This window comes from Paraburkholderia sp. Ac-20340, assembly GCF_017104965.1.
Taxonomy (GTDB): Bacteria; Pseudomonadota; Gammaproteobacteria; order Burkholderiales; family Burkholderiaceae; genus Paraburkholderia.
In genome coordinates, this window is sequence record NZ_JAAGPR010000026.1 from 79,143 (window position 1) to 103,354 (window position 24,212).

At 62.4% G+C, this 24,212-nt stretch carries 22 protein-coding genes; 12 read left to right on the forward strand and 10 right to left on the reverse strand.

Annotation, left to right across the window (positions count from 1 at the left end; all coding sequences use genetic code 11):
- Positions 1-21: 21 nt before the first annotated feature.
- Genes G3N59_RS26750 through G3N59_RS26775 form a run of 6 tightly spaced genes read right to left on the reverse strand, consistent with a single transcriptional unit; the run spans position 22 to position 5,100 of the window.
- A complete protein-coding gene (locus tag G3N59_RS26750; protein ID WP_205985825.1) occupies positions 22-735 on the reverse strand; it encodes an urea carboxylase-associated family protein in 714 nt (237 codons plus the stop codon).
- Between the two features lie 13 nt (positions 736-748).
- A complete protein-coding gene (locus tag G3N59_RS26755; protein ID WP_205985826.1) occupies positions 749-2,020 on the reverse strand; it encodes a M20 family metallo-hydrolase in 1,272 nt (423 codons plus the stop codon).
- Positions 2,017-2,862 carry an amino acid ABC transporter ATP-binding protein gene (locus G3N59_RS26760; protein ID WP_241024182.1) on the reverse strand — a complete coding sequence of 282 codons (846 nt, stop codon included), beginning with the start codon at positions 2,860-2,862 and terminating at the stop codon, positions 2,017-2,019. Before G3N59_RS26760 ends, G3N59_RS26755 begins: the two co-directional genes overlap by 4 nt.
- A complete protein-coding gene (locus G3N59_RS26765; protein ID WP_205985827.1) occupies positions 2,859-3,512 on the reverse strand; it encodes an amino acid ABC transporter permease in 654 nt (217 codons plus the stop codon). The genes G3N59_RS26760 and G3N59_RS26765 overlap by 4 nt, the downstream gene beginning before the upstream one ends.
- Before the next feature lie 22 nt (positions 3,513-3,534).
- On the reverse strand, positions 3,535-4,197 hold the full coding sequence (locus G3N59_RS26770) for an amino acid ABC transporter permease (protein ID WP_205985828.1): 663 nt from the start codon (positions 4,195-4,197) through the stop codon (positions 3,535-3,537).
- 45 nt (positions 4,198-4,242) lie between these two features.
- Positions 4,243-5,100, reverse strand: coding sequence for a transporter substrate-binding domain-containing protein (locus G3N59_RS26775; RefSeq protein WP_205985829.1), 858 nt, complete (start codon positions 5,098-5,100; stop codon positions 4,243-4,245).
- Positions 5,101-5,251: 151 nt separating this feature from the next.
- Between G3N59_RS26775 and G3N59_RS26780 the strand changes: the two genes are divergently transcribed.
- Together G3N59_RS26780 and G3N59_RS37370 are read left to right on the forward strand one after the other, a co-directional pair.
- Entirely contained in the window at positions 5,252-5,398 is a 147-nt protein-coding gene (locus G3N59_RS26780; protein ID WP_205985830.1) for a hypothetical protein, read from the forward strand.
- 93 nt (positions 5,399-5,491) lie between these two features.
- Positions 5,492-7,078, forward strand: a complete 1,587-nt coding sequence (locus tag G3N59_RS37370) for a methyl-accepting chemotaxis protein (RefSeq protein WP_277397935.1) — start codon at positions 5,492-5,494, stop codon at positions 7,076-7,078.
- A 4-nt stretch (positions 7,079-7,082) separates the two neighbouring features.
- On the opposite strand, the gene G3N59_RS26790 is transcribed toward G3N59_RS37370, so the two are convergent.
- Together G3N59_RS26790 and G3N59_RS26795 are read right to left on the reverse strand one after the other, a co-directional pair.
- Positions 7,083-8,948 carry a PAS domain S-box protein gene (locus G3N59_RS26790; protein ID WP_205985831.1) on the reverse strand — a complete coding sequence of 622 codons (1,866 nt, stop codon included), beginning with the start codon at positions 8,946-8,948 and terminating at the stop codon, positions 7,083-7,085.
- Positions 8,945-10,066: an ABC transporter substrate-binding protein gene (locus G3N59_RS26795; protein WP_241024188.1), complete on the reverse strand. Its 1,122-nt coding sequence runs from the start codon at positions 10,064-10,066 to the stop codon at positions 8,945-8,947. The genes G3N59_RS26790 and G3N59_RS26795 overlap by 4 nt, the downstream gene beginning before the upstream one ends.
- Before the next feature lie 338 nt (positions 10,067-10,404).
- On the opposite strand from G3N59_RS26795, the gene G3N59_RS26800 reads away from it, so the two are divergent.
- From G3N59_RS26800 to G3N59_RS26820, 5 genes are all read left to right on the forward strand, one after another.
- The gene (locus tag G3N59_RS26800; RefSeq protein WP_241024190.1) at positions 10,405-10,686 is read left to right on the forward strand and encodes a hypothetical protein; all 282 of its coding nucleotides are present in this window, start codon (positions 10,405-10,407) and stop codon (positions 10,684-10,686) included.
- Positions 10,687-10,699: 13 nt separating this feature from the next.
- On the forward strand, positions 10,700-12,187 hold the full coding sequence (locus tag G3N59_RS26805; protein WP_205985833.1) for an ATP-binding protein: 1,488 nt from the start codon (positions 10,700-10,702) through the stop codon (positions 12,185-12,187).
- Complete coding sequence (locus tag G3N59_RS26810; RefSeq protein WP_205985834.1) at positions 12,184-12,816, forward strand: response regulator transcription factor; 633 nt, start codon at positions 12,184-12,186, stop codon at positions 12,814-12,816. The genes G3N59_RS26805 and G3N59_RS26810 overlap by 4 nt, the downstream gene beginning before the upstream one ends.
- Positions 12,817-12,967: 151 nt before the next feature.
- Positions 12,968-13,213 carry a hypothetical protein gene (locus tag G3N59_RS26815; protein ID WP_205985835.1) on the forward strand — a complete coding sequence of 82 codons (246 nt, stop codon included), beginning with the start codon at positions 12,968-12,970 and terminating at the stop codon, positions 13,211-13,213.
- 104 nt (positions 13,214-13,317) lie between these two features.
- Positions 13,318-13,566, forward strand: coding sequence for a hypothetical protein (locus G3N59_RS26820; RefSeq protein ID WP_205985869.1), 249 nt, complete (start codon positions 13,318-13,320; stop codon positions 13,564-13,566).
- 260 nt (positions 13,567-13,826) lie between these two features.
- Here G3N59_RS26820 and G3N59_RS26825 read toward each other — a convergent pair whose 3' ends face one another.
- Positions 13,827-14,636 carry an H-NS family nucleoid-associated regulatory protein gene (locus G3N59_RS26825; protein WP_205985836.1) on the reverse strand — a complete coding sequence of 270 codons (810 nt, stop codon included), beginning with the start codon at positions 14,634-14,636 and terminating at the stop codon, positions 13,827-13,829.
- A 306-nt stretch (positions 14,637-14,942) separates the two neighbouring features.
- Between G3N59_RS26825 and G3N59_RS26830 the strand changes: the two genes are divergently transcribed.
- The 5 genes from G3N59_RS26830 to G3N59_RS26850 all read left to right on the forward strand — a co-directional run bounded on the left by G3N59_RS26830 (position 14,943) and on the right by G3N59_RS26850 (position 23,222).
- Positions 14,943-15,842: a LysR substrate-binding domain-containing protein gene (locus tag G3N59_RS26830; protein WP_205985837.1), complete on the forward strand. Its 900-nt coding sequence runs from the start codon at positions 14,943-14,945 to the stop codon at positions 15,840-15,842.
- Between the two features lie 191 nt (positions 15,843-16,033).
- Complete coding sequence (locus G3N59_RS26835) at positions 16,034-18,535, forward strand: CoA transferase (protein WP_205985838.1); 2,502 nt, start codon at positions 16,034-16,036, stop codon at positions 18,533-18,535.
- 56 nt (positions 18,536-18,591) lie between these two features.
- Positions 18,592-20,268 (forward strand): GMC family oxidoreductase N-terminal domain-containing protein, encoded by a 1,677-nt coding sequence (locus G3N59_RS26840; protein ID WP_241024192.1) that lies wholly within the window; start codon positions 18,592-18,594, stop codon positions 20,266-20,268.
- Between the two features lie 69 nt (positions 20,269-20,337).
- A complete protein-coding gene (locus G3N59_RS26845; protein ID WP_205985840.1) occupies positions 20,338-21,786 on the forward strand; it encodes a cytosine permease in 1,449 nt (482 codons plus the stop codon).
- 257 nt (positions 21,787-22,043) lie between these two features.
- Complete coding sequence (locus tag G3N59_RS26850; RefSeq protein ID WP_241024204.1) at positions 22,044-23,222, forward strand: porin; 1,179 nt, start codon at positions 22,044-22,046, stop codon at positions 23,220-23,222.
- 31 nt (positions 23,223-23,253) lie between these two features.
- Here the strand turns inward: G3N59_RS26850 and G3N59_RS26855 are convergent, their stop codons facing one another.
- Positions 23,254-24,153 (reverse strand): LysR substrate-binding domain-containing protein, encoded by a 900-nt coding sequence (locus G3N59_RS26855; RefSeq protein WP_205985842.1) that lies wholly within the window; start codon positions 24,151-24,153, stop codon positions 23,254-23,256.
- Positions 24,154-24,212: the final 59 nt, after the last annotated feature.

A 24,212-nucleotide genomic window follows, 5' to 3' on the forward strand; every position in this document is an offset into this window, starting at 1 on the left:
TTGATGGAGTGGGCTGCGCCCTTACGCAAACACCGTGAATTCGACTTCCAGCGGGTTCAGCGCGTTGATCGGAATGATATCTTGCGGGCACGCGGACATCACCACGACACAATCCATCACCGCCTTGATATCCACGTGATCGCCGGCCTTCGAAACCGGCGGCAGCCAGTCGATCGAATAGTCGGGCTTGACGGGGATATTCATCCACAGATTGAACGGCTGCGGCACTTCGCGCGCACGCAGACCGATTGCCTTGAGCGCGAGGCGCATATTGTCGGCGCAATTGTCGTGGTAACCCTCCACGCCCAGATTCTTGTAGCGATAGAGATCGCAGGCGGCAATCAGCGTGTCGTGAACGCCCGGCGAGGTATCGACGACCAGTTCCGCGATCGGGCGGCGCTGGTTCGTCACGAGCGGATCGCCCGGTTGCGGAATGACTTTGTCGATAAACGCGCGCGTATGTTCGAACGAGAGAAACTCATTCAGATGCGTGGCATTGAAAATCCACGTATCGCAGACCTGCGTGCCATGCGGATTCGCAATGCGGATCGTCTGACCGGCTTTCACGCGCACGGCGCGGCCGCAGCGGGCGGGCACCGTGTAGGTCGTGCCCAGTTCGGGCGTGCCGTCGGCGGAGATCGGTTCGGTCAGCGTGGCATTGATGCCGTTTTCGGTGCCGTTGTCCTGCACGGCGTCGAGCGCGTGCGTATGTTCGTGGCTATGAATCGTGCTCATGGTTGCTCCTTCATCAAGGTTCGTTGCAAAGCGTGGCCAGGCAATGCGCGAGTGCGCGGGTGCCCAGTACGAGGTGATCGTCGTCGGTATGTTCGAGCGGGTTGTGGCTGATGCCGTCGCGGCTCGGCACGAACAGCATCGCCGTGGGGCAGTGCCGCGCCAGATACATGGCGTCGTGAAAGGCGCCGGAGGTGAGCGTCATCGTGGGCGTGTCGAGCGCGGCGGCGGCCTCGGTCAGGCGCGCCAGCAAGGCGTTGTCGAATGCCACCGGCGCGTGCGAAAAGAGCCCTTGCAGCGCAACGCCATCGCGCTGCGCGCATTGCGCGATCTGTTGGTCGAAGGCGGCAAGAACGGCTGCGTCCGGGTGGCGGAAATCCACCGTAAAGGTCACGGTAGACGGAATCGTATTGATCGAGTTCGGCGCGACGCTCCAGCGCCCGAAGGTGACGCGTGTGTCGTCGCCGCCTAGCGTATGGGCGAAGGTATCGATCGTTGCGCGCACATCGATGGCCAGCGTCATCGCATCGCGGCGCACCGGCATCGGCGTGGTGCCGGCATGGGCGGCTACGCCGGTGCAGGTGATCGAATACCAGCGTACACCTTGAATGCCACTGACGATGCCGAGCGGTAAATTCGCGTTTTCGAGCTGCGGGCCTTGTTCGATGTGCAATTCGATAAAGGCGTGCGCGGGTTGATTGGCGGGTTGGTCGGCATTACGGCGCGCAAGCGCCGGGAACGTCTGCGCATGTTGCTGCAATGCCTGTGCGAGCGTCACACCGGTTGCGTCCGCAACGGTGTTGTAGCGATCCATCAACGTTGGATCGACGAATGCGCTCGAACCCATTGCGCCCGGTTGAAAGCGCGTGCCTTCTTCGTTCGTCCAGACCGCGACTTCGAGCGGACGCCGCGTGCGAATACCCGCGTCGTTGAGCGCTTCGATGCATTCGAGACCTGCAAGCACGCCATAACAACCGTCGAGCTTGCCTCCGCTCGGCTGGGTGTCGGCGTGGCTGCCGGTCATCACCGGCGCGAGATCTTCGCTGCCGGCACGGCGAATAAACAGGTTCGCGCAATGATCGGTGGTCACGGTGCAGCCGAGTGCGATGGCGCGCTCGATCAGATAGCGTCGCGCTTGCAGGTCGCGCCCGGAAAGTGCGGGGCGGTCCACGCCGCCATCGTCACGTGCACCGAAGCTTGCGAGCGCTTGAATGGCGTCGAGCAGACGTTGCGGATTCACCTGCGCTGCAGCGGCGCGAGCATCGCTGGACGATTCATCGAGCGTCATGCGTCACCCCGTTCGGCAGCGGCGATCAAGGCCGGTTCAGTGGCGCTCGCAGGCGAGACGGAAAGGCTGCGATCGAACCACGGCTTCAGGAACTGCTGCAGACGCGGCGTGCGCGTATTGCCGAACAATTGCGCGGGCGGTCCGGCTTCGACGATCTGTCCGGCTTCCATAAACACCACTTTGTCCGAGATCTTCGCGGCGAAACTCATTTCGTGCGTGACCATCACCATCGTCATGCCGTCTTGCGCCAGCGAGCGGATCACATTGAGCACTTCTTCGACGAGTTCCGGGTCGAGCGCGGAAGTCGGTTCGTCGAGCAGCATCACTTCGGGTTCGATGGCAAGGGCGCGCGCGATGCCCACGCGTTGCTGCTGCCCGCCGCTCAGCCGCGCGGGATACGCATCGGCCTTATGTTCGAGTCCCACGCGCTGCAATGCGGCCAGCGCCTTGCGATGCGCTTCGGCCTTGCTGATCTTTCTGGACAGCACGAGCGGCGCAGCGACATTCGCCACCACCGTCATATGCGGCCACAGGTTGAACTGCTGAAATACCATGGCGACCGGGCGGCGCACTTCGGCGACGCTCGCATCGCTGTCGCGGTCGCGTTCGCTGCGGCCCGCCGAGCGATAACCGAGCAACTGGCCTTTGATCCAGACTTCGCCTTCGTCATACGCTTCGAGAAAATTCATGCAGCGCAGCGCGGTAGTCTTGCCGGAACCCGACGGCCCGATCAGCGTGACGATCTCGCCGCGCATGATGTCGAGGTCGATGCCCTTGAGCACGCGCGTCTTGCCGTACGACTTGCCGACTGCCTTGAGTTGAAGAATGGGGAGTGCGCTCATGACGTCTTCTGCAAAAAGGGAATCAATGCGGTGGCGCGCGTGGCAATCAGCGCGATGGCCTGGGTCAGCAGCCAGTAGCAGACGATCAACATCGCGTAAGGGCCGATATACGTATAGGTCGACGCGACGATATCGCTGGCGGTCATGGTGAGTTCGGGCACGGTAATAATCGACGCTACCGCGCTTTCCTTGATGACCAGAATCACCTGATTGGCAAGCAGCGGAACCGCGAAGGCCAGCACCTGAGGCATTTCGATCGCACGAAACGCAGCCCAGCGGCCGATGCCGAACGCGCGCGCCGCTTCGATCTGGCCGCGCGGAATATTGCTCCAGCCCGCGCGAAAGATCTCGGCGAAATAGGCAGCCGCGTAAATGGAAAGCGAAACGATGGTGGCTTCCACGGCGGTCATCGTCAGTCCCAGCACCGGCAGACCGAAATAGACGATCACCAGTTGCGAGAGATACGGCATGCCGCGCACGAGCCACACGTAGGTTTTGTACGGCACGCCCAGCGCCTTCGGGAAACGCATGCGCAGCGTATTGAGTACAAAACCGCCGATCATGCCGAGCAGCGCGGCAAGCAGGCTGACTTCGAGCGTGACCAGCATCGCGTCGAAAAAGCGGGGGAGGAGTTCGAGGAATGCGTTCATGAATATCGGCTCTTTCGACGCATCAGCCGCGCTTCGCCAGACGCCGCTCGTAGCCGTGGGCGGCGAGCGACAGCAGCGAAGTGATCGCCAGATAGAAGGCCGCCGCGAGCGTATAGACTTCGAGCGGACGATAGCTCGACGACGCGAGTTGCTGACCCACGCGCATCAGGTCCGTCACGGCGATCACCGAAATCACCGCCGATGCCTTGACGATATCGATCATCTCGGACACCAGTGCGGGCAGCGTCATGGCCACCACCTGCGGCACTTCGATATGCCATAGCGTTTGTTGCCGCGTGAGATTGAAGGTGCGGGCCGCTTCGATCTGACCGCGGGGAATCGAACGAAACCCCGCGCCCAGGATCTGCGATTGATAGGCCGCGGTGTTCAGCGACAAACCAATTGCGGCCGCAACGACACCCGGTAATTCAAGGCCGAAAGCCGAGGGCACGTAATAGAACACCAGCAACTGCGCGAGCACTGGCGTGCCGCGAAACACGCTGACATAGACCCGCGCGGCGCGCGACATCAGGCGGCTGTCGTTCACCGACATCATGTAGATAAAGATGCCGGCAAAAAAGCCGCACAGCACCGCCACGGCGGATAACCACAAGGTAGTGATGGCACCGTCGAGTAACTGCGGCAAATAACCCAGGCAGCGGGTCAACAGGTCAGGCGTGTTCATGGCGTCTCGATTCGGATAGCGGGCCGTGCGGTGCTGCTACTGCAATTACATGGAAGGCGGCGGCAGGGCGTCGGCGGGCACATCCATCGTTGCGCCGAACCACTTCTGCTGGAGCTTCTTCATCGTGCCGTCGGCGTTCGCGCGCGCGATGCCGTCGCTGAACAGCTTGACGAGCGCAGCGCTGTCCGCATCCTTGCGCGCCACCCAAGCGAAATAGCTCTTCGGGCCAATGGTTTGCGGCATCACCATAAAGACGCCAGGACGCGCCTTCATGAGCGGCCCGAGATTCGCGACCGATTGCGCAACGGCATCGAGGCGGCCGACTGCGAGATCGGCATAAGCCTCGTCGAACGCGACGTATTGCTTGATCTGCTTGAGGCCAGGACCGCCAGCGTCCTTGAGTTTCTTGTCGAGCGCGACGAGCGCCTGAAGCTGCGCGGAGCCAGTCTGCGAGCCAACGATCTTGCCGTTCAGATCTTCGGGTGTCTTGATGGCGGTTTCGTTGGTGCGCAGCAGAACGCCGGTGGTTGCGTCCGCAACGGGCAGGGTGAAAGCGAAGTGGCTGGCGCGGTCTTTGTTGACCGTTACAGCCGTGACGACGATGTCGAAGCGCTTTGCGTCGAGACCCGGCAGCAGGCCCTGAAACGGCAGATCGAGTTGCTTGACCTTGACGTCGGGGATCGATTTCAGCACGTAGGCCATGAGATCGGCGTCGTAACCGACGATCTTGCCGTTATCGACGTACTCGAACGGCGCGTAGCGCGCCTCGGTGGCGATCGTGATTTCCTTGTTGCTCTTGATGCGGTTGAGCAGATCGCTGTCCTGTGCCCAGCCCGAAGCCGACGCGCAGAATGCGAGCGCGCCCGACAACGACAGTACCAGAGTGCGGAAAGGCTTATTCATGTGGCTCCCGTGCGGTTCGATACGTGTGAGAAATGACCGTGAACAAAATTCAAGTGACTTGAATGATGTTCACTATGCATGAAGTGTGCCAACCCGCAGAAGCCTGATTTATCGGATGCGCTGGCCGGTGATGTGCACCGCGAATGGGACGATGAGCGCATTGCGCACTCCGCTGGTGCCGCGCGCACAAGCTTGGTGGCGCGTTGGTCGAATGAAGGCCGCATGCGCGCGCATTCAGGATTTCCTGAACGAAAAATCGGCCGATCCGTCGCTGAAATTAGGCGCCGCGCGTATTTAGCTCTGGCACATTGCCGCCGTTAGTCCGTTCATCCGTTGCGTCGTGAGGTGGTCGTGGTGCGCACGCAAGCGAACTTCTTCCGGGGCAAAAAAATTGAAAATCACCATTGCGCAGCGACTCTCGCTGACCTTGTGCGTATCGCTGTGCGCGCTGGTTGTGACGTCCGCATTGTCGTTCTGGAATCTGCGCGGCGCGCAGCAGCGCTTCAGCGACGTGCAGACCCATATCGTGCCGGGCCTGATCGATCTCGATGAAACCCGGCAGGCGATGACCGACATGCGCATTGCGCTCTACCGGCATGCGCTGTCGAATGATCCTGCGCTCAAGGACGCGGCCGAAAGCCGTATGCGCGCGGCCGACGACGCGCTGGACACGCTGCTCGCCCAATATGAACGCGAGGACGTGCAAGGCGACGCCGACGATGAAAAACTGGCGCTCGCCGACCGCACCAATCTCGCGGCCTATCGCCGGGCGCGTACCGCTTTTCTCGCGGCGTCGCGCGCGAACGACAGCGCCACGGCAGCGGCCATGCTGGTGCGCGGCGATCTGGACGCGGCTTCGCAGGCCGTGCGCGCCGGGCTCGACCAGCACGTGGCCTATAACGTCGACGCCACGCGCAAATCGCGCGCGGCAGGCGATCTGGCCTATGCGCGTTCGCTCTGGTTCATGGGTGGTTTGACGGCGCTGGTGTTCGCCGCGAGTGTCGCGCTGGCCGTGTCGCTGTTTCGCGTCGTGGATGGCGGCTTGCGCGGCACGCGTTCGACGCTCGGCAAGGTCAGCGAATCGCTCGATCTCACGGCACGCGCGCCGGTGCCGCGCATGGACGAGATCGGGCAGAGCGCGGCGGCGTTCAATCGCTTGATGGAGCGCTTTACGCAGGCGCTGGAATCGGTGCGGGCCACAAGCGAAGTCATCGCCAGTACAACGAAGCAAATCTCGATCGGCAATGCCGATCTCTCGGCGCGTACCGAACAACAGGCCGCTTCGCTGGAACAGACCGCCGCGAGCATGACGCAACTCACGCATACCGTGCAGCAAAGCGCGGGCAATGCGCGCGAAGCGAATCTGCTCGCCGGTAAAGCGGCGGGCATGGCCGAGGTGGGCAATCAGGCGGTGGCCAGCATGGTCGAAACCATCGGCAGGATTCACGAGAGTTCAAAACGTATCGCCGATATCACCGGGATGATCGACGGCATCGCTTTCCAGACCAATATTCTCGCGCTCAATGCGGCGGTGGAAGCGGCGCGCGCGGGCGAGCAGGGGCGCGGCTTTGCGGTTGTCGCCAGCGAGGTGCGGAGTCTCGCGCAGCGTTCGTCGTCGGCGGCCAAAGAGATCAAGACGCTGATCGAATCGTCGGCGCAACTGGTCGATGCGGGATCGGAGCAGGCCGTGAGCGTGGGCATCACGATGGGGCAGGTGCGCGATGCGATACGTCAGGTGTCGGAGTTCGTCGACCAGATTGCCGCTGCATCGACGGAGCAAAGCGACGGCATCGAGCAGATCGATCAGGCGGTGCGCCAGATGGACGCCGTCACCCAGCAGAATGCCGCGCTGGTCGAGCAGGCGGCGGCCGCGGCACTGTCGCTCGATGAACAGGCGCTGCATCTTGAACGTGCAGTGTCGGTGTTCGGCTTTGATGCGCGGCTTCGATGCGCGGCGCCGCGCGGGGGCCTGAAATAAGGCGTCAACGCAGCGATGGGCGGGCTTCGTCGGCAGCAACGCCGTCGTGCACGCACTGCACCGTTTCGCCAAATACCAGACGCACGGTCGATCCCGCGCCTTCGCCGCTCGCGATATGGAACAGTGCGCCGATGATCCGCGCGCGTTCCTTCATGCCCTGCAGGCCATAGGAGCCGCGCTCAATCGCGTTGGATACGTCGAAGCCGCTGCCGTTGTCGCGCACTTCGAGTTCGTATCGATCCGCAGTGCGCAGAATCACTTCCACGCGCGTCGCTCGCGCGTGCCGGCTCACATTGGTCAGCGCTTCCTGCACGATGCGGAACACGGCGGTGGCGCGGTCGTCGCTCAGCGCAGGTTCGCAGCCTTCGAGCCGGAACGTGCAGCGAATCGCATTGTGTTTCGCGAAGTCCTGCACCAGCCACTCCAGCGCCGAAATCAGCCCGAAGTTCAGCGCCGCCGGCCGCAAATGGCTGGCGACGTTGCGCACGATATCGATCGTGCGCTCGGCCAGATCGCCGATATCGCGGCACTTGTGCGTCCAGTCGCCGCCCTGGGCCAGCACCATCTTCAGCAGCGACACATTGATCTTGATGGCGGTGAGCAATTGCCCGAGTTCATCGTGAATCGTCATGGCAATTTGCCGCCGCTCTTCTTCGCGGATCGATTCCTGGTGCGCGGAAAGCTGGCGCAACTGCTCGCGCGAATCGCGCAGCGCGCGCTCGGTGCGCATGCGCTCGCGCACTTCCTGTTCCAGCTGGTCGCGATGGCGCACGAGTTCTTCCATCGCCTGCTTGCGCGAGGTGATATCCGTGAGCTGCCCTTCGAGTGCAGGCTGGCTCGACGAATCGCAATAGGTGCCGCGCGCATTCAGCAGACACCAGACGGTGCTGCCGTCGGCGCGCGTGAGGGCGATTTCCATCCCGGCGATCTTGTCGCTCTGGTTCAGCATCGAAAACAATTGTTCGACGTGTGGCGGCGAAAACGGCGCGGCGCCGGATTTCATGCTCGCGTGCTTCTGCGAGGTGATCAGACTGGTCACATTGGGAAAGCCGAATAGCCGCGCCATCGCCGGATTGGCTTCCTGCAGCGCGCCATGCCGATCGAGCACGAAGATGCCTTCCAGCGCGTTCTCGACGATGCTGCGGTATTTGCGCTCGCTTTCCTTGAGCGACGCTGTGGAGTCGTGCAGCCGCCCGGCCATCAGGTTCACGCGCGCGGCGAGGCGGCCGAGTTCGGCGCTCGACTCGATCACGCAGCGGCTTTGCAGATCGCCGCCGGCAATGCGGTCCACCATTTCTTCCAGACGGCGAATGGGCTCGCGCACGAGATGGCGAATCAGCAGGAAAGTGACGATATACACCACGAGCAAGGCGAGCGCGAGCGTGCCCAGAATCGCGGCACGTGCCGTGGCGAAACCGCTTTTCGCCACGGCCTTGGTGAGCACGACCCGCACTTCGCCCAGCCGCTCGCGCGGCGCATTGCCGGGCGGCGTGAATTCGATCGGCTTCACGCGCACGACTTCTTCGCCGGGGCGCGGCTCGCGCGCGTTGCTCACATCGGCGAGCACGCCATAGCGGGTCGCGGTGACCGTGAAGCGCACGACTTCGGGATTCGGCATGAGCGTGTTCAACTGCCGCACGATGGCGTCGCGATCGATATTCCAGAGCGGTTGCGCCAGCGACTGGCCGAGCAGATCGGCGATGCGGTTGGCGCGCTCGTTGAGTTCGACGATGCGCCGCTCGCGCGCGTGCTCCAGCACCACGAACGCCGATGTGCCGGCCACCAGCGTGCCGAGTACCACCAGCGACAGCATCAACTGGGCGTGCAGGCTGCGTGGGAAGCAGCGGCGTAACCGCGTTCGCCAATTCATGCGAACCGCGCAGCGGAATTCAGCATGGGCTGGAGGTTGAAGTCATACGCGCTGGCGCCGCCGCGCGCGAGGCGCGAAAACGCGCTGAAATCGGGCGCTTCGGCGCGTTCGAACACGACGTTGTAATAACGCGCCGCATCTTTGCCGTGCAGCACTTTCAGATAGTCGAGCCGTTGGCGCGCGCCGCCGGCTTGCGCGAAGTCCGCGCCGTGATGGTAGTCGTGCAGCAGCACCATGGCGCAGGCGCCGATAAACTGATCGCCTGCAACGATGGCGGCAAGCTCGCCTTGCATCACAGATTCGACCGCTTGCGGCAAAGCGCCCAGTCCGCCGACGATCGCCTTCGCATGACGATCGCGGACGGCGCTCATGGCGCCCAGTGTCATCGAATCGTTAGCAGCCCAGACGATATTGGCGTCGGGATAACGGGCCAGCAGCACGAGCGCCTTGTCGCGCCCGTCGTCGTAACTCCAGTCGCCGTAGACCAGTTGGCAAGTGCGATCCTGCGGGCGCTGCGCCAGCGCGGATTGCACGCCGTCGGCGCGTTCGTGCGAAACCGGTGTGGCCGGGTCGCCGGTAATGCCGATCACGCGCGCCGGGGCCGCGCCGTTGCGCGCGCGCAGATAATCCATCAGACGAAAACTGCCGCGTTGCGCATCGGCCGTGACCGTGCCGATCCAGTTGGCGATCGCGCCGCGCTCGCTGCCAATGGCGGCGCGCTGTGCGGCCGTGAGATCGTTGTGGATCAGCAGGACTTTGGCGGACGAGCGCGAGAGCGTTTGCAGCATCGTCGGCGCGGTCATTTTCTCGTTGACGATGACGACGTAATCCGGCGCCACGGCCCGCGCGACGATCGATTCGGCCTGACGCAGCATCAGCAGATGGTCGCGCTCGGCGTAGATGACTTCGAGTTCCATGCCGAAACGCTGCGCCGTGGCGGCCATGAAGCGCGAGACGATCTGCCAGTGCGGGCCGCTGCTGCCTTGCACGCGTTCGCCGGGATTCAGGAATACGATCCGCGCTGGAGGGCGGCTTGCGGGCATGGCCCATGACGCTGGCGCCGCCGCCAAGGCTGCGCTCGCGGCCAGGCAGCGCGCCAACATCTGTCTTCTGTTCATGACCATTTTCGGGCGAACCGGTTCGTCCAATTACATTGCCCGACGCCCCTGACGCCGATCCAGCGCGCAGCATACCGCGCCGCAATGACACACACAATCCGCATAAATTGGCGGAACGGGCCGCGAATGAGTGACAGAACGTCGCGCATTGCGCTCAGGGAACAGTTCGCCGTTAAGGATTTCCTGACAAGGAATTCAGCAGACTTCCCGCCTCGTTTGCAGCGCGGGACGACTGGACTCGATCCGTTACAGCCGCCATATTGATCCGGACGAATCTGGGCAAACCGTGTCGCAGCAAGAGGCAGAGCGTGATGACTTCACCCATGCAGGACCGCAGGATGCACATTGAAGAGGCCGATACGCTATGCCTGCGCCTGTTCGACAACTGGTGCGAAACCCGCGCGCTTACGCCGCTGGCTTATCTGATGCACTGCTGGCCGCTGCTCGATCAAGGTATCGACAGGATCTTGCGTTTGCAGGAAACGCTGAAAGAGTTGCGCGCTTTTCATGGCGACCAACTGGATGCCGAGGCGCTGACGATGCTCGATGCGCTGTTCCGCTGTCTCGATGCGCTGATCGACCGGGAATCCACGCCCGTCGCCTTGCGGCTGGCGAGTTGAGCGCGACGCCCGCATGACCCTGAACGGCGAGCCTAATCGCACGATTCTGCTGGGCGGCGCGCTGGCAGGCGACGAAGCCGCTGTGGCCGCCGTGGCGCAGACGCTCGCCGCGCAGGATTGCCGTCTGCTGACGGCCCGCGACGGCGCACAGGCGAGGGCACTCGCCCAGGCCGCGCGCCCCGACTTGATCCTGCTGGACGAGGACTTGCTCGCGACCTGTCGCGAACTCAAGCACGACGAGGCCACGCGCGAAATCCCGGTGATCCTCGTGCTGTCGGCGGGTTCGCATGAAGCGCTGCATGAATCCATCGCGGCGAGCTACGACGCAGGCGCTGCCGATCATCTTCTCAAGCCTGTCTGCGCAAGAGAACTGGCCGCGCGCGTGAGCACACAACTGGCGCTCGCGCGACTCATGCGTCCAGTCCACGCGCCCGCACACGCACACGCACACGCACACGCACACGCTCACGCTCACGCGAACGTTATCGACGCCTCCAGTCCGGTCGCGCTGTGCGTAACGGCGATGCCAGGCGGCGAGCTCCTTTACGCGAACGCACCGTTGCGCCAGCTATTGCGCCTCGACGAAGGCACGAGCGCGCAGGTCAATATCGTCGACTTCTATGTCGATCGCAGCGTGCGCGAGCGGCTGATCCGCCACCTCGCATCGGAAGGCAATCTGCTCGATGCCGAAGTCGAATTGCGCCGGCGCGACGGCACGCAACTCTGGGCGCTGGCCAATGCGCGCGTTGCGACTTATGACGACGTGCCGGCCATCTATGTCGGCCTCTACGATATTTCCGGGCGCAAGCAGATCGAGCAGGAACTGGTGCGCTCGCGCGAGCAGCAGCGCGAACTGTTCGGCTATTTCGACAGCGCGGGCGAGGACGAGCGCAAACGCAGCGCTTTCCAGATTCAGGACGAAGTGGGGCAACTGCTGACCGCCCTGAAAATGGACGTCTCGCTGCTGCGTATGCGCGTGCGCGAAGATGCCGATGCCATCAGCAAGACCGACGACATGCGCGCGCTGGTCGAGCGCTCGATCTGGACCGTCCGCAATGTGGCGAGTCATCTGCGGCCTGCTGCGCTAAACTTCGGCATCGTTTCCGCGCTCGAATGGCTCGCCGAGGATTTCAGCCGCCGGCATGCCATCGCCTGCGAACTGCGTGTGGAAGGCACCGAGCCTGCCTTGTCCGATATGCGCGCGACGGTGCTGTTTCGTATCGTCGAGTCGGCGCTGGATAATGTCGCGCGCCATGCGGGCGCGCAGCGCGTGCAAATGAGCCTGGCAAACCGCAACTCGATCGATCTGACCATACGCGACGATGGCTGCGGCTTTAACGCATCGGCGGGTGGCGCCGGTTCTGCAAGTCACGCTTACGGGCTGCTCGGCATGGCCGAACGCGCGCGGCTGCTCGACGGCACGGTGCGGATCGACAGCGAGCCGGGCAAGGGCACGACCGTATCGATACATATTCCGCTCGAGGGCACGACGCATACATGATCAGGATTCTCATCGCGGATGACCACGCCATCGTGCGTGGCGGGCTCAAGCAGATCATCGCGACGACGCACGATATCGTCGTCACGGCCGAAGCCGCGCAGGGCTCGGAAGTCGTCGATAAACTGCGCAGCTGCGAGATCGATCTGCTGCTGCTGGACATGACGATGCCGGGCATCAGCGGCGTCGATCTGATCCGTCGCGTGCGCGCCGACCGGCCCAGCTTGCCGGTGCTGGTGCTGAGCATCCACAACGAAGCGCAGGTGGCTTCGCGGGCCTTGCGCGCGGGCGCGACCGGTTATGTGACCAAGGACAGCGATCCCGACGTGCTGCTCGCCGCCATCCGCAAGCTGGCCGAAGGCGGCCGCTTCATCGACCCCAAGCTGGTGGACGCGCTGGTGTTCGACAAGCATGCCGGCGACGAGCCGCCGCATGAAGTGCTGTCCGACCGCGAATTCCAGGTGCTGCAGATGCTGGCGGCGGGGCGCAGTATCAACGATATCGCCGATGCCTGCGCCCTGAGCGCCAAAACCATCAGCACGCACAAGATGCGCCTCATGCAGAAGCTCGGCCTGACCAATAACGCCGAGGTGATCCGCTACGCAATCCGTCATGGATTGATCGCCGAATAGGCGCGCTGCCTGGCGCGCGTGCTGAAGGAAATCCTGACGCCGGAACCAGATTCTCCCGAGGGAACTATCCGTTGCCGCCGATATTGCGCGGCCCGGCGCTTGCCTACGATGCTTTCAGGAACCCGGGTGGCTCATACGGCAGGAGATCGGCATGACGGTGCAGCAGTCGCTTCGCATGGCAGTGGTCAAATGGCTCGCCCCGGGAGACGGGCATACGGTGCGTGTGCTGACCGTGCAACGCTGCGCGGCGGGCAGGATTGTCAGCGTACGTGTCGAAATGGAGGGCGCGAACGGCCCGCGCGCGCTGTTTTTCTTCCGTCATGCCGACCGCGAATGGCGGGTGTTTCCGCCCGACCGCGCGCGTCCGGCGATGGGAATCGAGCGGATGTCGACATAATCCACGCAGCGATTGCGCTTCTGAAGTATTGTCATTAAAGGCAGCGCGCAGAAGAAGATAAGCAAACGTAAGGGACCACAGTAAGGGACCACAAGGAGCGGCCAATGCGAGTCACAGCATCGCTGGAGGTGCAGGGGGCGCAGGAGCTTGAGGAGGCGGTGGAGGCCCTGTCGGTGTACGAGACGGAGTTGCGTGCGTGGATGAGCCAGTGGTTCGACCACGCCGTTCTGCAGGGGCTCGTGCGACCGCCTTTTCTGCTCGACGAGGTCAAGGCCCGGCGTCTGGAGGGTTTGTTTATTGCGGGGCTCACACCGGGCGAGGGCGCGCAGGCGTTTTTTGGCGTCGCCCACTGACGCGTTTATCGAATGCAGCACGAATGCAAAAAGGCCGGCAAGCGCCAAACGCTTGCCGGCCTTTTTTTGCCGTATAAAAAAGCCGCGAAAGCTACCGCGACGTAAAGAGCTCCAGCATCGGGTAACGCTGGAACCTGAGAGAGGGTGTATGAGGCAACGTCAACTTGCGGACCATCGTACCGCCTCTCTCACGCCGCGACTTATAGGTAATCGCTGAATCTCCGTTAAGGATTTTCTGCTTTTATCCGGCCAGGACGTACTTATTCAGCGGTTGCCGTGATCGGCAGGTCGACCGATTGAGCCGGCGCTTCGACCGCTGCGACCGGAGCCGCCGCTTCCTGCACCTTGCTCACGGCTGCGGCTTTCTTTGCCGGAGCCTTTTTCTTTGCTGCGGGCTTCTTCGCGACGGCGGCCTTCTTTGCCGGTGCCGCCTTCTTTGCCGCGACCGGCTTTTCAGCAGGCGCTACCTTCTTTGCTACGGCTGCTTTCTTAGCCGGCGCTACCTTCTTTGCGACCGCCGCTTTCTTTGCGGTTGCCGGCTTTTTCGCGGCTTGTGCTTCCGTTGCGGAACGGGCCGTTTCTGCAATCAGAAAGCGCGTGCGGTCCTTGGCGTTGGCGATCCAGGCGGGTGCACGGCCACGGCCGCTCCACGTTGCGCCGGTCTTGGGATCGCGATAGAGCGCCGGTTGCGGACCGCGCACATAGTTGCCGGCCTTGCTGGCCTTCACCGGAGCGACTGCTGCTGCCGATGCCGATTCAGCGCCTGCCACGAGGAACTTGCTGCGATCTTTTGCGTTGGCGATCCAGTGCGGTGCGCGGCCATGACCCGACCAGGTTGCGCCGCTCTTCGGGTCGCGGTACTTCGCCACCGTTGCGCTCTTGACGGCATTGGCCGCCTTCGCGCCGCGACGCTTGCCTGCGTGCGCCTCGATGTCGGAAAGGCTGATGCCGTGCTTGCTCATCAAGTCGCGGATCTTGTTCAAGACGACGATCGATTTGCTGGCGGCGATGGCTTGTGCCTGCGCCTGAAGCTTTGCAATTTTCGTCTGAATGGATTCGAGCGTTGCCATTTTTTTCTTTCCCTGAAGTTAGTTGGACGCACTATGCCACATTGCGAATTGATTTTGTGAAAGTGCACGCAATATTGTGATTTCAATGCGTGCTCTTTCGATTTCCAACTATTTCCTGACGGTTCTTTCTGGAGAGAATGAGTTGGTGGTGGACGAACGGGCAAGCTTTCATTTGAGTGAGTTCGTTGTGACTTCTTGCGTGTCGGGGTGTTGGGTGGTCAGACAAAATCACTCGAAATCCTTATCGCTTTGTCATGCAGATCACCGTACGATGCAGATCGCCCGTTACCTGAAAACGCCTTTCCGATGAAAAGATTGCCTCCGCTCAACTGGCTTCGTGCATTTGAATCGTCCGCGCGACACCTGAGCTTTACGCATGCCGCGAATGAATTGAGTCTGACGCAGGCCGCCGTTAGTCAGCAGGTCAAGGGACTCGAATCGCATCTGGGCACGGCGTTGTTTCGCCGTCTTCCGCGTGGAATAGAAATGACCGATGCGGGGCTCGCGTATCTGCCGGTCGTGCACGAAGCGATCGAAAGACTGGCGGTGGCAACCGATGAGATCTTTGGCCGCATCAATCTGCGCGTGCTTACCGTGCGCGTCAGTCTGGTGTTCTATACGCAATGGCTTGCCGTGCGTCTGCCTGCATTTCGCGCCTTGCATCCGGGAATCAGTCTGCGCATCACCAGCAATATCTGGGGTGGAGACAGTTGCGTAACCGATGTCGATGCGGATCTCGAGATTCGCCACGGCCATGGAAAATGGTCAGGATTACGTGCGGAACGCCTGACGTGGGACACGCTGATTCCCGTCTGCGCGCCGGGTCTGCCTTGCGCAGAAAGGCCGCTTGCCAAGCCGAAGGACCTTGCCGCACATGAACTGCTGCACGTGCTCGGCTACGAAGAAGGCTGGGGTTACTGGTTGCGCAAGGCGGGCGCGGCGAAGGTCGATTCGTCGTCGGGCATGCATTTCGATACGCTGATTTCCGCGCTGAAAGCCGCCGAACTGGGGCAGGGCGTCGCGCTCGCGCGTTCGTCGCTGGTCGAGCAGATGCTGGCGGACGGTCAACTGGTCGCGCCGCTCAAACCTCATCTGCCGACCGACGAAGCCTTCTGGCTGGTGTACTCGCCGCACAGCATCGTTAACCCGAATGCAAAGGCTTTTGTCGACTGGCTCGTCGAAACGGCAAACCACGCCCATCCCTGATGCCAGCGCAGCCATAAGAAAAACCGCCCCTCAGTCGTTTTTTTTATCGTTTTACCGCCGCCCCGCTCTAGCCGAAAGTCTGCTCCGGGCGCGCCGCCTGATCGCTGCACCGATCGCTGCGCGGCGCTGCCAGCCCATAACACGACGAGCCGCAGACGGCCACGCGCCGCTGTGCTGGAGGCAGGACGGAGATGACGGAAGCACAAGACAAGCGCCCGCTGAGCGGCGTCAACGTGGTCGACTTCGGCCAATACATCGCCGGGCCGGCGGTCGCGATGATACTCGCGGATCTCGGCGCGAAGGTGATTCATATCGATCCGCCCGGCGGCACGCTCTGGGATAGTCCCGCCAATGCCGTACTCAATCGCAACAAGCTCACGGTCCAGCTCGATCTGAAGACCGCCTTGGGCCGCGCTGATGCGCTCGCGCTGATCGAACGCGCCGACATCGTGATCGAGAACTTCCGCCCAGGTGTGCTCGACCGGCTTGGCATCCGCTTCGCCGATCTGCGCGCGGCGCGTGCTGACCTGATCACGCTTTCCCTGCCGGGCTTCGCCAGCAACGACGCCTTGCGCCGCGAATGGCGCGCGTTCGAGCCGATCATCGCATCGGCGTCCGGCGTCTTCACCGACATGGGACAGAACCGTGTGCTGATGGGGATTAACCCGAGCTTTTCGCCGCTGCCGCTGGCTTCGTCGTACGGCACGATGCTGGGCGTCGCTTCCGTCGTGCTGGCGCTGCAGGCCCGCGAACGCACGGGGCGCGGCGACGGCATTGAAGTGCCGCTTTCGTCGGCGGTTCTGGAAGGGCTTTCGTACAACTCGATCAAGATCGACGACTATCCGCAGCGCTATAAAACGCTGCGCGAAAATGAGGTCGAGCGCCGCCGCGCCGCAGGATTGCCGATGGATCTTTCATACGAGGCATTGCAGGAATATCTCGATCCGTTTTACCGCACTTATGAATGTGCCGATGGGCGCAAGTTCTATGCGGTTTGTCCGTCGCACAACGCGCACGCCAAACGTTGCCTGATAGCGATGGGCCTTTACGAAGAAATGATCGAGGCCGGACTGCCGACGGTCGCAGATTGCTATCGCCCCGTAGCGGAGTGGGAAGGCGATGCGTCGCTGGGCGTGTATCCGCTACCGGCGCATTGGGCGGCTCGCATCGCCGCGCGTATGAAAGCGGTGTTCCTCACGAAAACAGCCGCCGAGTGGGAGCGCATTTTTGGCGAAGGCGGTTTTCCGGGCGCCGCGCACCGCAGCACGCATGAGTGGTTGCATGACGATCACGCGAATGCCGCCGGTCTCGTGCTGGAGGCGCATGATCCCGAATTCGGCACGATGAAGCAGCCGGGCCCGGTCGCCTGGCTCGAAGACAGCGCTGAAGCGATGCTCGCGCCGGTGCCGCGCTGCGCGGTGTCCGCTGCCGAAGCCCTCGCTGCGCTCGACGCCACGGCGCGCCCGGCGCGAGCGGTCAGTCCTCGCGATGATGTCGGCGGCTGGCTCGACGGCGTGCGCGTCCTCGATCTGACCAACGTGATCGCCGGTCCGCATTCGACGTCTTTCCTCGGCCGCTTCGGCGCGGAAGTCATCAAACTGGACCCCGTTACGCCGAATTACGATCCGTGGAATACGGTGGTCTTCGGCATGTCGTCCGCGCGCGGCAAGCAAAGCATGCTGGTCGATCTCGGTAAGGACGAAGGGCGGCAGGTGTTCCAGACGCTAGCCCGTTCGGTCGACGTGATCGTGATGAATGCGCCCGACCGGCAACTCGCGCCGCTGGGTCTGGACGAAGCCAGTCTGCGTGCATTGAATCCGGGTGTGGTGTTTTGTCAGCTAGATTGTTTCGGCGGCCCCAGGCGCGGCCCGCGAACGGACTATCTCGGCTACGACGATCTGATCCAGGCCTGCACGGGCATCATGGTGCGTTTTGGCGGCGGCATGGCGACGCCGGAAGAGCACGCGCATGTCGGCACCATCGACGTGATGTGCGGTTTTGCAGCGGCGCTGGGCGTGGCCGCCGCGTTGTATCGCAAGGCCCGTACCGGCGCGGGTGGCCGCGCACGGACGTCGCTGGCCGCGCTCGGCAACCTGGTGCAGATTCCGTTCTGCTACGACTACGCTGGCCGCGCGCCGTTCGACGAGCCGTCGGGACGCGAGGCTACGGGATTCGGGCCGCTGTCGCGATTCTTCCGCGCGGCCGACGGCTGGATCTACGTGCATACCGATGAAAGCGAAGTCGAACGGCTCGACGGTATCGAAGGTCTGCACGGCATTGCCGGTTCGCCAGCTCCGGCCGATTTTCTCGCCCACGCGCTCGCAGCGGATTCGGCCGCAAACTGGCAAACCCGGCTGCAAGCCGCCAATATCGCGGCCGCCGTGCCAGACAACCTGGACAATCTGCGCCGCAGCGCCAGCCGTCCCGCCGACGGCGAACCCGGCATCGATCGCGGCAGCTATGCGTTCAGCGTCTACGAGTCGCATCCCAGCGGACATCGTGTGACCCAGCTCGATCCCGTTGCCGTTCGACCCGCCAATGCGCCCGTTCGCGCGCTGGCGCCCGCAGAAAAATTCGGCGCTTCGACACGCACGATCATGCGCTCGCTCGGTTATTCCGAAGGCCTGATCGATTCGCTGATCGACCGTGGCGCGATTGGCGTGAGCTGGTCGAAAGAGTATCTGCCGAGCTGATCGGCTTCCGGTTCAATCGATTCAGATCTACTACATCGTCAGTTATGCAAAATGAAATGATATCGAAACGGCAATCACTCGGCGATTTCGACTTTATCGTGATCGGCGGCGGGACTGCGGGATGTGCGCTGGCCAACCGCCTTAGCGAAGACGCCAGGGTATCCGTGCTGCTGCTCGAGGCGGGCGGAAAAGACAACTATCACTGGATTCATGTGCCAGTAGGCTATCTGTACTGTATTGGCAATCCGCGCACCGACTGGAAATTCCGCACCGAAGACGAGCAGGGCCTGAATGGCCGCTCGCTCAGTTATCCGCGCGGCCGCGTGCTGGGTGGCTGTTCGTCGATCAACGGCATGATCTATATGCGCGGCCAGCGCGAAGATTACGACGAATGGGCGCAGATGACGGGCGACGCAGGCTGGCGCTGGGAATCGGTCCTGCCGGTTTTCCGCCGCAGCGAGGATTACCACGGCGGCGCGAGTGAGTTGCATGGCGCGGGCGGTCCCTGGCGCGTCGAGAAACAGCGCCTGCGCTGGCCGATACTCGAAGTCTTTTCGCAAGCGGCGCAGCAGAGCGGCATACCCGCGACGTCGGATTTCAACGGGGGCGATAACAACGGCGTGGGCTACTTCGATGTCAATCAACGTCGCGGCATTCGCTGGAATATGTCAAAGGCATTTCTCCGGCCAGCCGCGCATCGAAACAATCTCACGGTCGTCACGCTGGCTCAAACTGAGCGCCTGAAATTCGACGGTAAGCACTGCGTGGGTGTCGAAGTCACCGTCGATGGCGTGCCGATGCAAGCCACCGCGCGGCGCGAAGTGATTTCATGCGCGGGTGCCGTCAATTCGCCGAAGCTGCTCGAATTGTCGGGCATCGGCGACCCGGACCGGCTGGCGGCGTTGGGCATTCCGGTGCGTGCCGCGCGACGTGGCGTTGGCGAAAATCTCCAGGACCATTTGCAATTGCGCATGGTGTTTCGCATCGACGGCGCGACTACGCTCAATACCTTGAGCGCGTCCTGGTGGGGCAAATTGCGTATCGGGCTGCAATACGCGCTGGACCGCAGCGGTCCGATGGCCATGTCGCCGTCGCAATTGGGCATTTTCACGTCCACCCGCTTCGGCAGCGCGAATCGTCCCGATGTGCAGTATCACGTGCAACCGCTTTCTCTGGACCGATTCGGCGAGCCGCTGCACGGGTTCGATGCGATTACAGCATCGGTTTGCCAGTTGCGTCCCACGTCGCGCGGCAGCATTCATGCGGTATCGGCCGATTCTTTTGCGCCGCCGCGCATCGCGCCGAATTATCTCTCCACCGAACTCGACCGCAAGGTCGCGGCCGATGCGCTGCGCCTCACACGACGGATCGCGGCGGCGCCCGCATTGGCGCCGTTCCATCCGCGCGAAGTGCTGCCGGGCCTTGAATTCCAGAGCGAAGAAGAGTTGCAGCGCGCTGCCGGCAATGTGGGCACGACGATCTTCCATCCGGTCGGCACCTGCCGCATGGGGCGAATCGAAGACAGCGACGCGGTGGTCGATTCGCGCTTGCGCGTGATTGGCGTCACGGGTCTGCGCGTAGTCGACGCCTCGATCATGCCGACGATTACCTCGGGCAACACGAATTCCCCCACCTTGATGATCGCCGAACGCGCAAGCGACATGATTCGCGAAGACTGGGCGAATGCGCGAAACATCGCATTGGCTCGCGACGACGAGGAACGGGTCGCCTGAACACGTAGTTCGCGCGAGCGGGTGGCGCGCCGCTGACCCCCGCGACAATTAAAACTCTTGGAGACAGTGATGCAACACAGCAGCTCTACGGTGGTTGCGGAGCCCACGAAGCCGCGCCTGGGAGTCGAGCGTCGGTCGATCGACTATATTCCGCACGCCGAGCGTCACGGGAAAATCTGGCAACTCGGCACGATCTGGTTTTCCGGTTCGACGCAGATCGCCACGCTGGCCGTCGGCGCGCTGGGCGGGGCGATGGGATCGAATCTGCTCTGGACCGCGATTGCGGCGGTGCTCGGCGCGGCGTTCGGGACTTTCTTCATGGCGTTCCACTCGACGCAAGGGCCGCAACTCGGTCTGCCGCAGATGATTCAATCGAGGCCGCAATTCGGGTATATGGGCGCGTTGCTGGTGTGGGTCGTCGCGCTTGTTACCTACGTCGGCTATAACGCATTCAATCAGGTGCTGGCGGGAGATTCGCTGCATCATCTTCTGCATATCGACGCACATGTCGGGCTGATTGCGTTCACCGTGCTATCGCTGGCCGTGGCATTCCTCGGTCATGACTGGATTCATCAGGCGCAGCAATGGCTGGCGGTGATGATGGTCGTCGTGTTGTCGATCCTTTCCATCGGTATTGTGACGACGGTGCATTTCGATGCGGCCATGTTCAGCGTGAGCGGGTTTCGCAGCGTGCCGTTCTTTGTGCAGTTTTTCGCTGCTGCCGCTTATCAGTTGAGCTGGGCGATCTATGTATCCGACTATTCGCGCTACATGCCGGCCAATGTTGGCGTACGAGCTTCGTTCTGGTGGACCTATCTGGGCGCATTCATCGGCGGCGCGTGGATGATGCTGATTGGCGCGGCGGCTGCGGCCATTCATGTGAAGACCGATATTGGCGCAGCGGTGAAGCAGGTGGGCGATGCCATTTACCCGGGCCTCGGCGGGTTGACGCTGGTGCTGTCCGTTGCCACGCTCGTGACGATGGCGAGCCTCAACTTCTACGGCGCGTCGCTGACGCTCATGAGTATTGCGGATTCGCTGAAATTGTCGAAGCCAACGGTTCGCGCGCGTTGTGTCAGCCTGATTGTCGTTGCCGTCGTGGCTACCGCGATTGCTCTCGCCGCTTCCGGCGACTTCATGGCGAAATTCGGCGATTTCCTTGGCGTTCTGCTCTATCTGTTCACGCCCTGGACGGCGATCAATCTGGTCGACTTTTACTTTGTCCGCAAAACGGAATACTCCGTGCGCGAGATTTTCAATCCGCGAGGCATGTATGGGCGATGGAACTGGCGTGGTCTGAGCGCCTATTTCATTGGCTTTGCCGCGATGCTGCCGTTTTCGTCGACGGGCTTCTATATTGGCCCGCTGGCGCGTATGCTCGGCAATATCGACATGGGTATGGTGATTGGCCTGGTGGTGTCCGCGAGTGTCTATTGGGTGGCTTGCCTGTCACTGGATACGCGTGCGGAGCGCAGCCTGGCGCGCGACGCAGATCGTGGCCTCGATAGCAAGATCTGATAGCGGCATTTCCCAAAACATCTCGACCAGCCAGGCGATAGACCGCCTGGCTTTTCTCATTTCAGAGCGATTAACCCCCGTTCGAGGAAAGGTACTTTCGCGCGCATCGTATTAATCATCTCGCAAGCTGCGCCGACAATCGCGACCTTATGCGCGCACGGTCCCTGCGCGCGCCGCCTTTCCAACAACAACACGGGCGAGCGATGCCGCGAGTGAGTTTGCGCGCGCGGCCTTTACGCCCGCAAGACCAGAACATGATGAACAGGAAAGTCCTTTCCGCCTGCGCCGCCTGTATCGGCGGCCTCAGCGCCGGTGCTGCGCACGCACAGAGCAGCATCACGCTGTACGGTTTGATCGATGCTTCGATATCCTATGTAAACAATCAGCGTACGAATGGCGCTGGTTCGCCAGGCAGCGGCAATGTGTCGATGAACAGCGGCAATCTCAGCGCGTCGCGTTGGGGGTTGCGTGGTAGCGAGGATCTGGGCGGCGGTACATCGGCGATTTTCATGCTGGAAAGCGGCTTTTCTTCCGTCAACGGCAAAACCAGCAACGGCGGCAATCTGTTCGGGCGTCAGGCTTACGTGGGCTTGCGCAAGAACGGTTACGGCACGTTCACGATGGGCCGCCAGTACGATTTTATTCTGACCTTCGTCACGCCGTTGGGCGCGGCCGGTTCGGGCTGGGGCGGCAATCTGGCGATGCATCCCTACGATAACGACGACTCGATCCAGAATATCCGCATCAATAACGCCGTGCGCTATACGAGCGAAACGTATCGCGGCTTCACGACGGGCGCGATGTACGGCTTTTCGAATACGCCAGGCAGCTTCGGCAATAACGCCGCGTATAGCGCGGGGCTGTCTTACGCGAACGGTCCGTTCAAGGCCGGTGCAGCTTTTCTCAAGATCAATCGCGACGGCCACGTGGCCAATCCCGATGGCGCCGTGAGCACGACCGACGGTTCCGCGACCGTCACGGGCGGCGATCAGTTGCTCGTGGCCGTGGGCGCGCGCTATGCGTTCGGCCCGCATTCCGTGGGCGTGAGCTGGACCCATTCCGCCACCGACGACGTCACGGGCATTTATCAGGGCGGCAAGATTGCTTCGCTCAAAGGCAATACGCTGATCTTCGATAACTACTCGATCGATGGCCGTTACGCGGTGACGCCTTCGCTTTATGTATCGGCGGCTTATACGTATACCCAGGCACGCTTCGATGCAGGCGCCGCTTCCGCGCGCCCCAAATGGAATCAGGTGGTGGCGCAGATCGATAAATCGGTGACGCCGCGTACCGATCTCTATCTGGAAGGCGTGTACCAGAGCGTCAGCGGCGGGCGCAATATCGCGGCATTCGATGCGTCGGTTTATACGCTCACGCCTTCGTCGAATAGCAATCAGGTTGTGGTGGCGATGGGGATGCGTCACCGCTTCTGATTGATTCGCTCGCGCGCATGCTCATGCAAAATCAGCTGCTTTTAGCCGATTCCAGCAGCCATTGCGCGAGCCGCTGCGCGCCGTCCGGCATTTCCGCGTCGGCGCGCCAGCACAGATAATAGTGACGCCCATCGTCGAGTTCCTGATCGAACAACTTCTGCAACGCGCCTGAAGCCAGTTCGCGCGAAATCAATGGCGCACGCAGCAGCGCGGCGCCCAGGTCGGCCAACGCGGCGCTCAAGGTCAATTGACCGTCTTCGAAAAGCGGGCCCTCGGTGCGTGTGACGTGCTTTGCGCCCGCGCTTTGCAGCCAGTTCATCCACGCACTGCGATCTTCGTCGTGCACGAGCGGCACGCCCGCGAGATCGGCGGGCTTGCGCAGCGGCCCGTAGCGGCGCAGAAAACGCGGCGTGCACACGGGCACCACCGCGCCGGAGAGCAGCGGCGTACTCGTATAGCCGATCCAGTCGCCGGTGCCGAAGCGAATCGACAGATCGGCGGCATCGCTGCGGTAATTGCGGTGATTCGCGTAGAGCACGGTGACATCGACGTCTTCATTGGCGTCGAGAAAGTCATGCAGGCGCGGAATAAACCAGCCCATGCCGGAGAGCGGAATCAGGCTGATCGTAATCTGGCGGCGCGCGGAGCGCTCGCGCACGAAGCCTGTCGCGCTGCGCAGCACCGAAAAGGCCGCGCTGATCGAGCGGTAGTAATCGCGGCCTTCGTCGGTGAGTACGAGCGCGCGGCCGCTGCGAACCGTGAGCGGTGTCTGCACGAATGACTCCAGCAATTGCAGCTGATGGCTCACGGCCGAAGGCGTGATGTCGAGCTCGCGCGCCGCCGCCGCCACCGATCCATGCCGCGCGAAGGCCTCGAAGGCACGCACTGCGCGCAGGGGCGGATCATCGGGGATATGCTGAATTTTATTCATGTGTCGAATTATATCGAACAGCCTGGCTTCCGGTAGTGATTGAATTTATATCGATAAAT

Coding starts and splice junctions, on each gene's coding strand:
- G3N59_RS26750 (WP_205985825.1), bottom strand. CDS start 735: ATGAGCACGATTCATAGCCACGAACATACGCACGCGCTCGACGCCGTG.
- G3N59_RS26755 (WP_205985826.1), bottom strand. CDS start 2,020: ATGACGCTCGATGAATCGTCCAGCGATGCTCGCGCCGCTGCAGCGCAG.
- G3N59_RS26760 (WP_241024182.1), bottom strand. CDS start 2,862: ATGAGCGCACTCCCCATTCTTCAACTCAAGGCAGTCGGCAAGTCGTAC.
- G3N59_RS26765 (WP_205985827.1), bottom strand. CDS start 3,512: ATGAACGCATTCCTCGAACTCCTCCCCCGCTTTTTCGACGCGATGCTG.
- G3N59_RS26770 (WP_205985828.1), bottom strand. CDS start 4,197: ATGAACACGCCTGACCTGTTGACCCGCTGCCTGGGTTATTTGCCGCAG.
- G3N59_RS26775 (WP_205985829.1), bottom strand. CDS start 5,100: ATGAATAAGCCTTTCCGCACTCTGGTACTGTCGTTGTCGGGCGCGCTC.
- G3N59_RS26780 (WP_205985830.1), top strand. CDS start 5,252: ATGAGCGCATTGCGCACTCCGCTGGTGCCGCGCGCACAAGCTTGGTGG.
- G3N59_RS26790 (WP_205985831.1), bottom strand. CDS start 8,948: ATGAATTGGCGAACGCGGTTACGCCGCTGCTTCCCACGCAGCCTGCAC.
- G3N59_RS26795 (WP_241024188.1), bottom strand. CDS start 10,066: ATGAACAGAAGACAGATGTTGGCGCGCTGCCTGGCCGCGAGCGCAGCC.
- G3N59_RS26800 (WP_241024190.1), top strand. CDS start 10,405: ATGCACATTGAAGAGGCCGATACGCTATGCCTGCGCCTGTTCGACAAC.
- G3N59_RS26805 (WP_205985833.1), top strand. CDS start 10,700: ATGACCCTGAACGGCGAGCCTAATCGCACGATTCTGCTGGGCGGCGCG.
- G3N59_RS26810 (WP_205985834.1), top strand. CDS start 12,184: ATGATCAGGATTCTCATCGCGGATGACCACGCCATCGTGCGTGGCGGG.
- G3N59_RS26815 (WP_205985835.1), top strand. CDS start 12,968: ATGACGGTGCAGCAGTCGCTTCGCATGGCAGTGGTCAAATGGCTCGCC.
- G3N59_RS26820 (WP_205985869.1), top strand. CDS start 13,318: ATGCGAGTCACAGCATCGCTGGAGGTGCAGGGGGCGCAGGAGCTTGAG.
- G3N59_RS26825 (WP_205985836.1), bottom strand. CDS start 14,636: ATGGCAACGCTCGAATCCATTCAGACGAAAATTGCAAAGCTTCAGGCG.
- G3N59_RS26830 (WP_205985837.1), top strand. CDS start 14,943: ATGAAAAGATTGCCTCCGCTCAACTGGCTTCGTGCATTTGAATCGTCC.
- G3N59_RS26835 (WP_205985838.1), top strand. CDS start 16,034: ATGACGGAAGCACAAGACAAGCGCCCGCTGAGCGGCGTCAACGTGGTC.
- G3N59_RS26840 (WP_241024192.1), top strand. CDS start 18,592: ATGATATCGAAACGGCAATCACTCGGCGATTTCGACTTTATCGTGATC.
- G3N59_RS26845 (WP_205985840.1), top strand. CDS start 20,338: ATGCAACACAGCAGCTCTACGGTGGTTGCGGAGCCCACGAAGCCGCGC.
- G3N59_RS26850 (WP_241024204.1), top strand. CDS start 22,044: ATGAACAGGAAAGTCCTTTCCGCCTGCGCCGCCTGTATCGGCGGCCTC.
- G3N59_RS26855 (WP_205985842.1), bottom strand. CDS start 24,153: ATGAATAAAATTCAGCATATCCCCGATGATCCGCCCCTGCGCGCAGTG.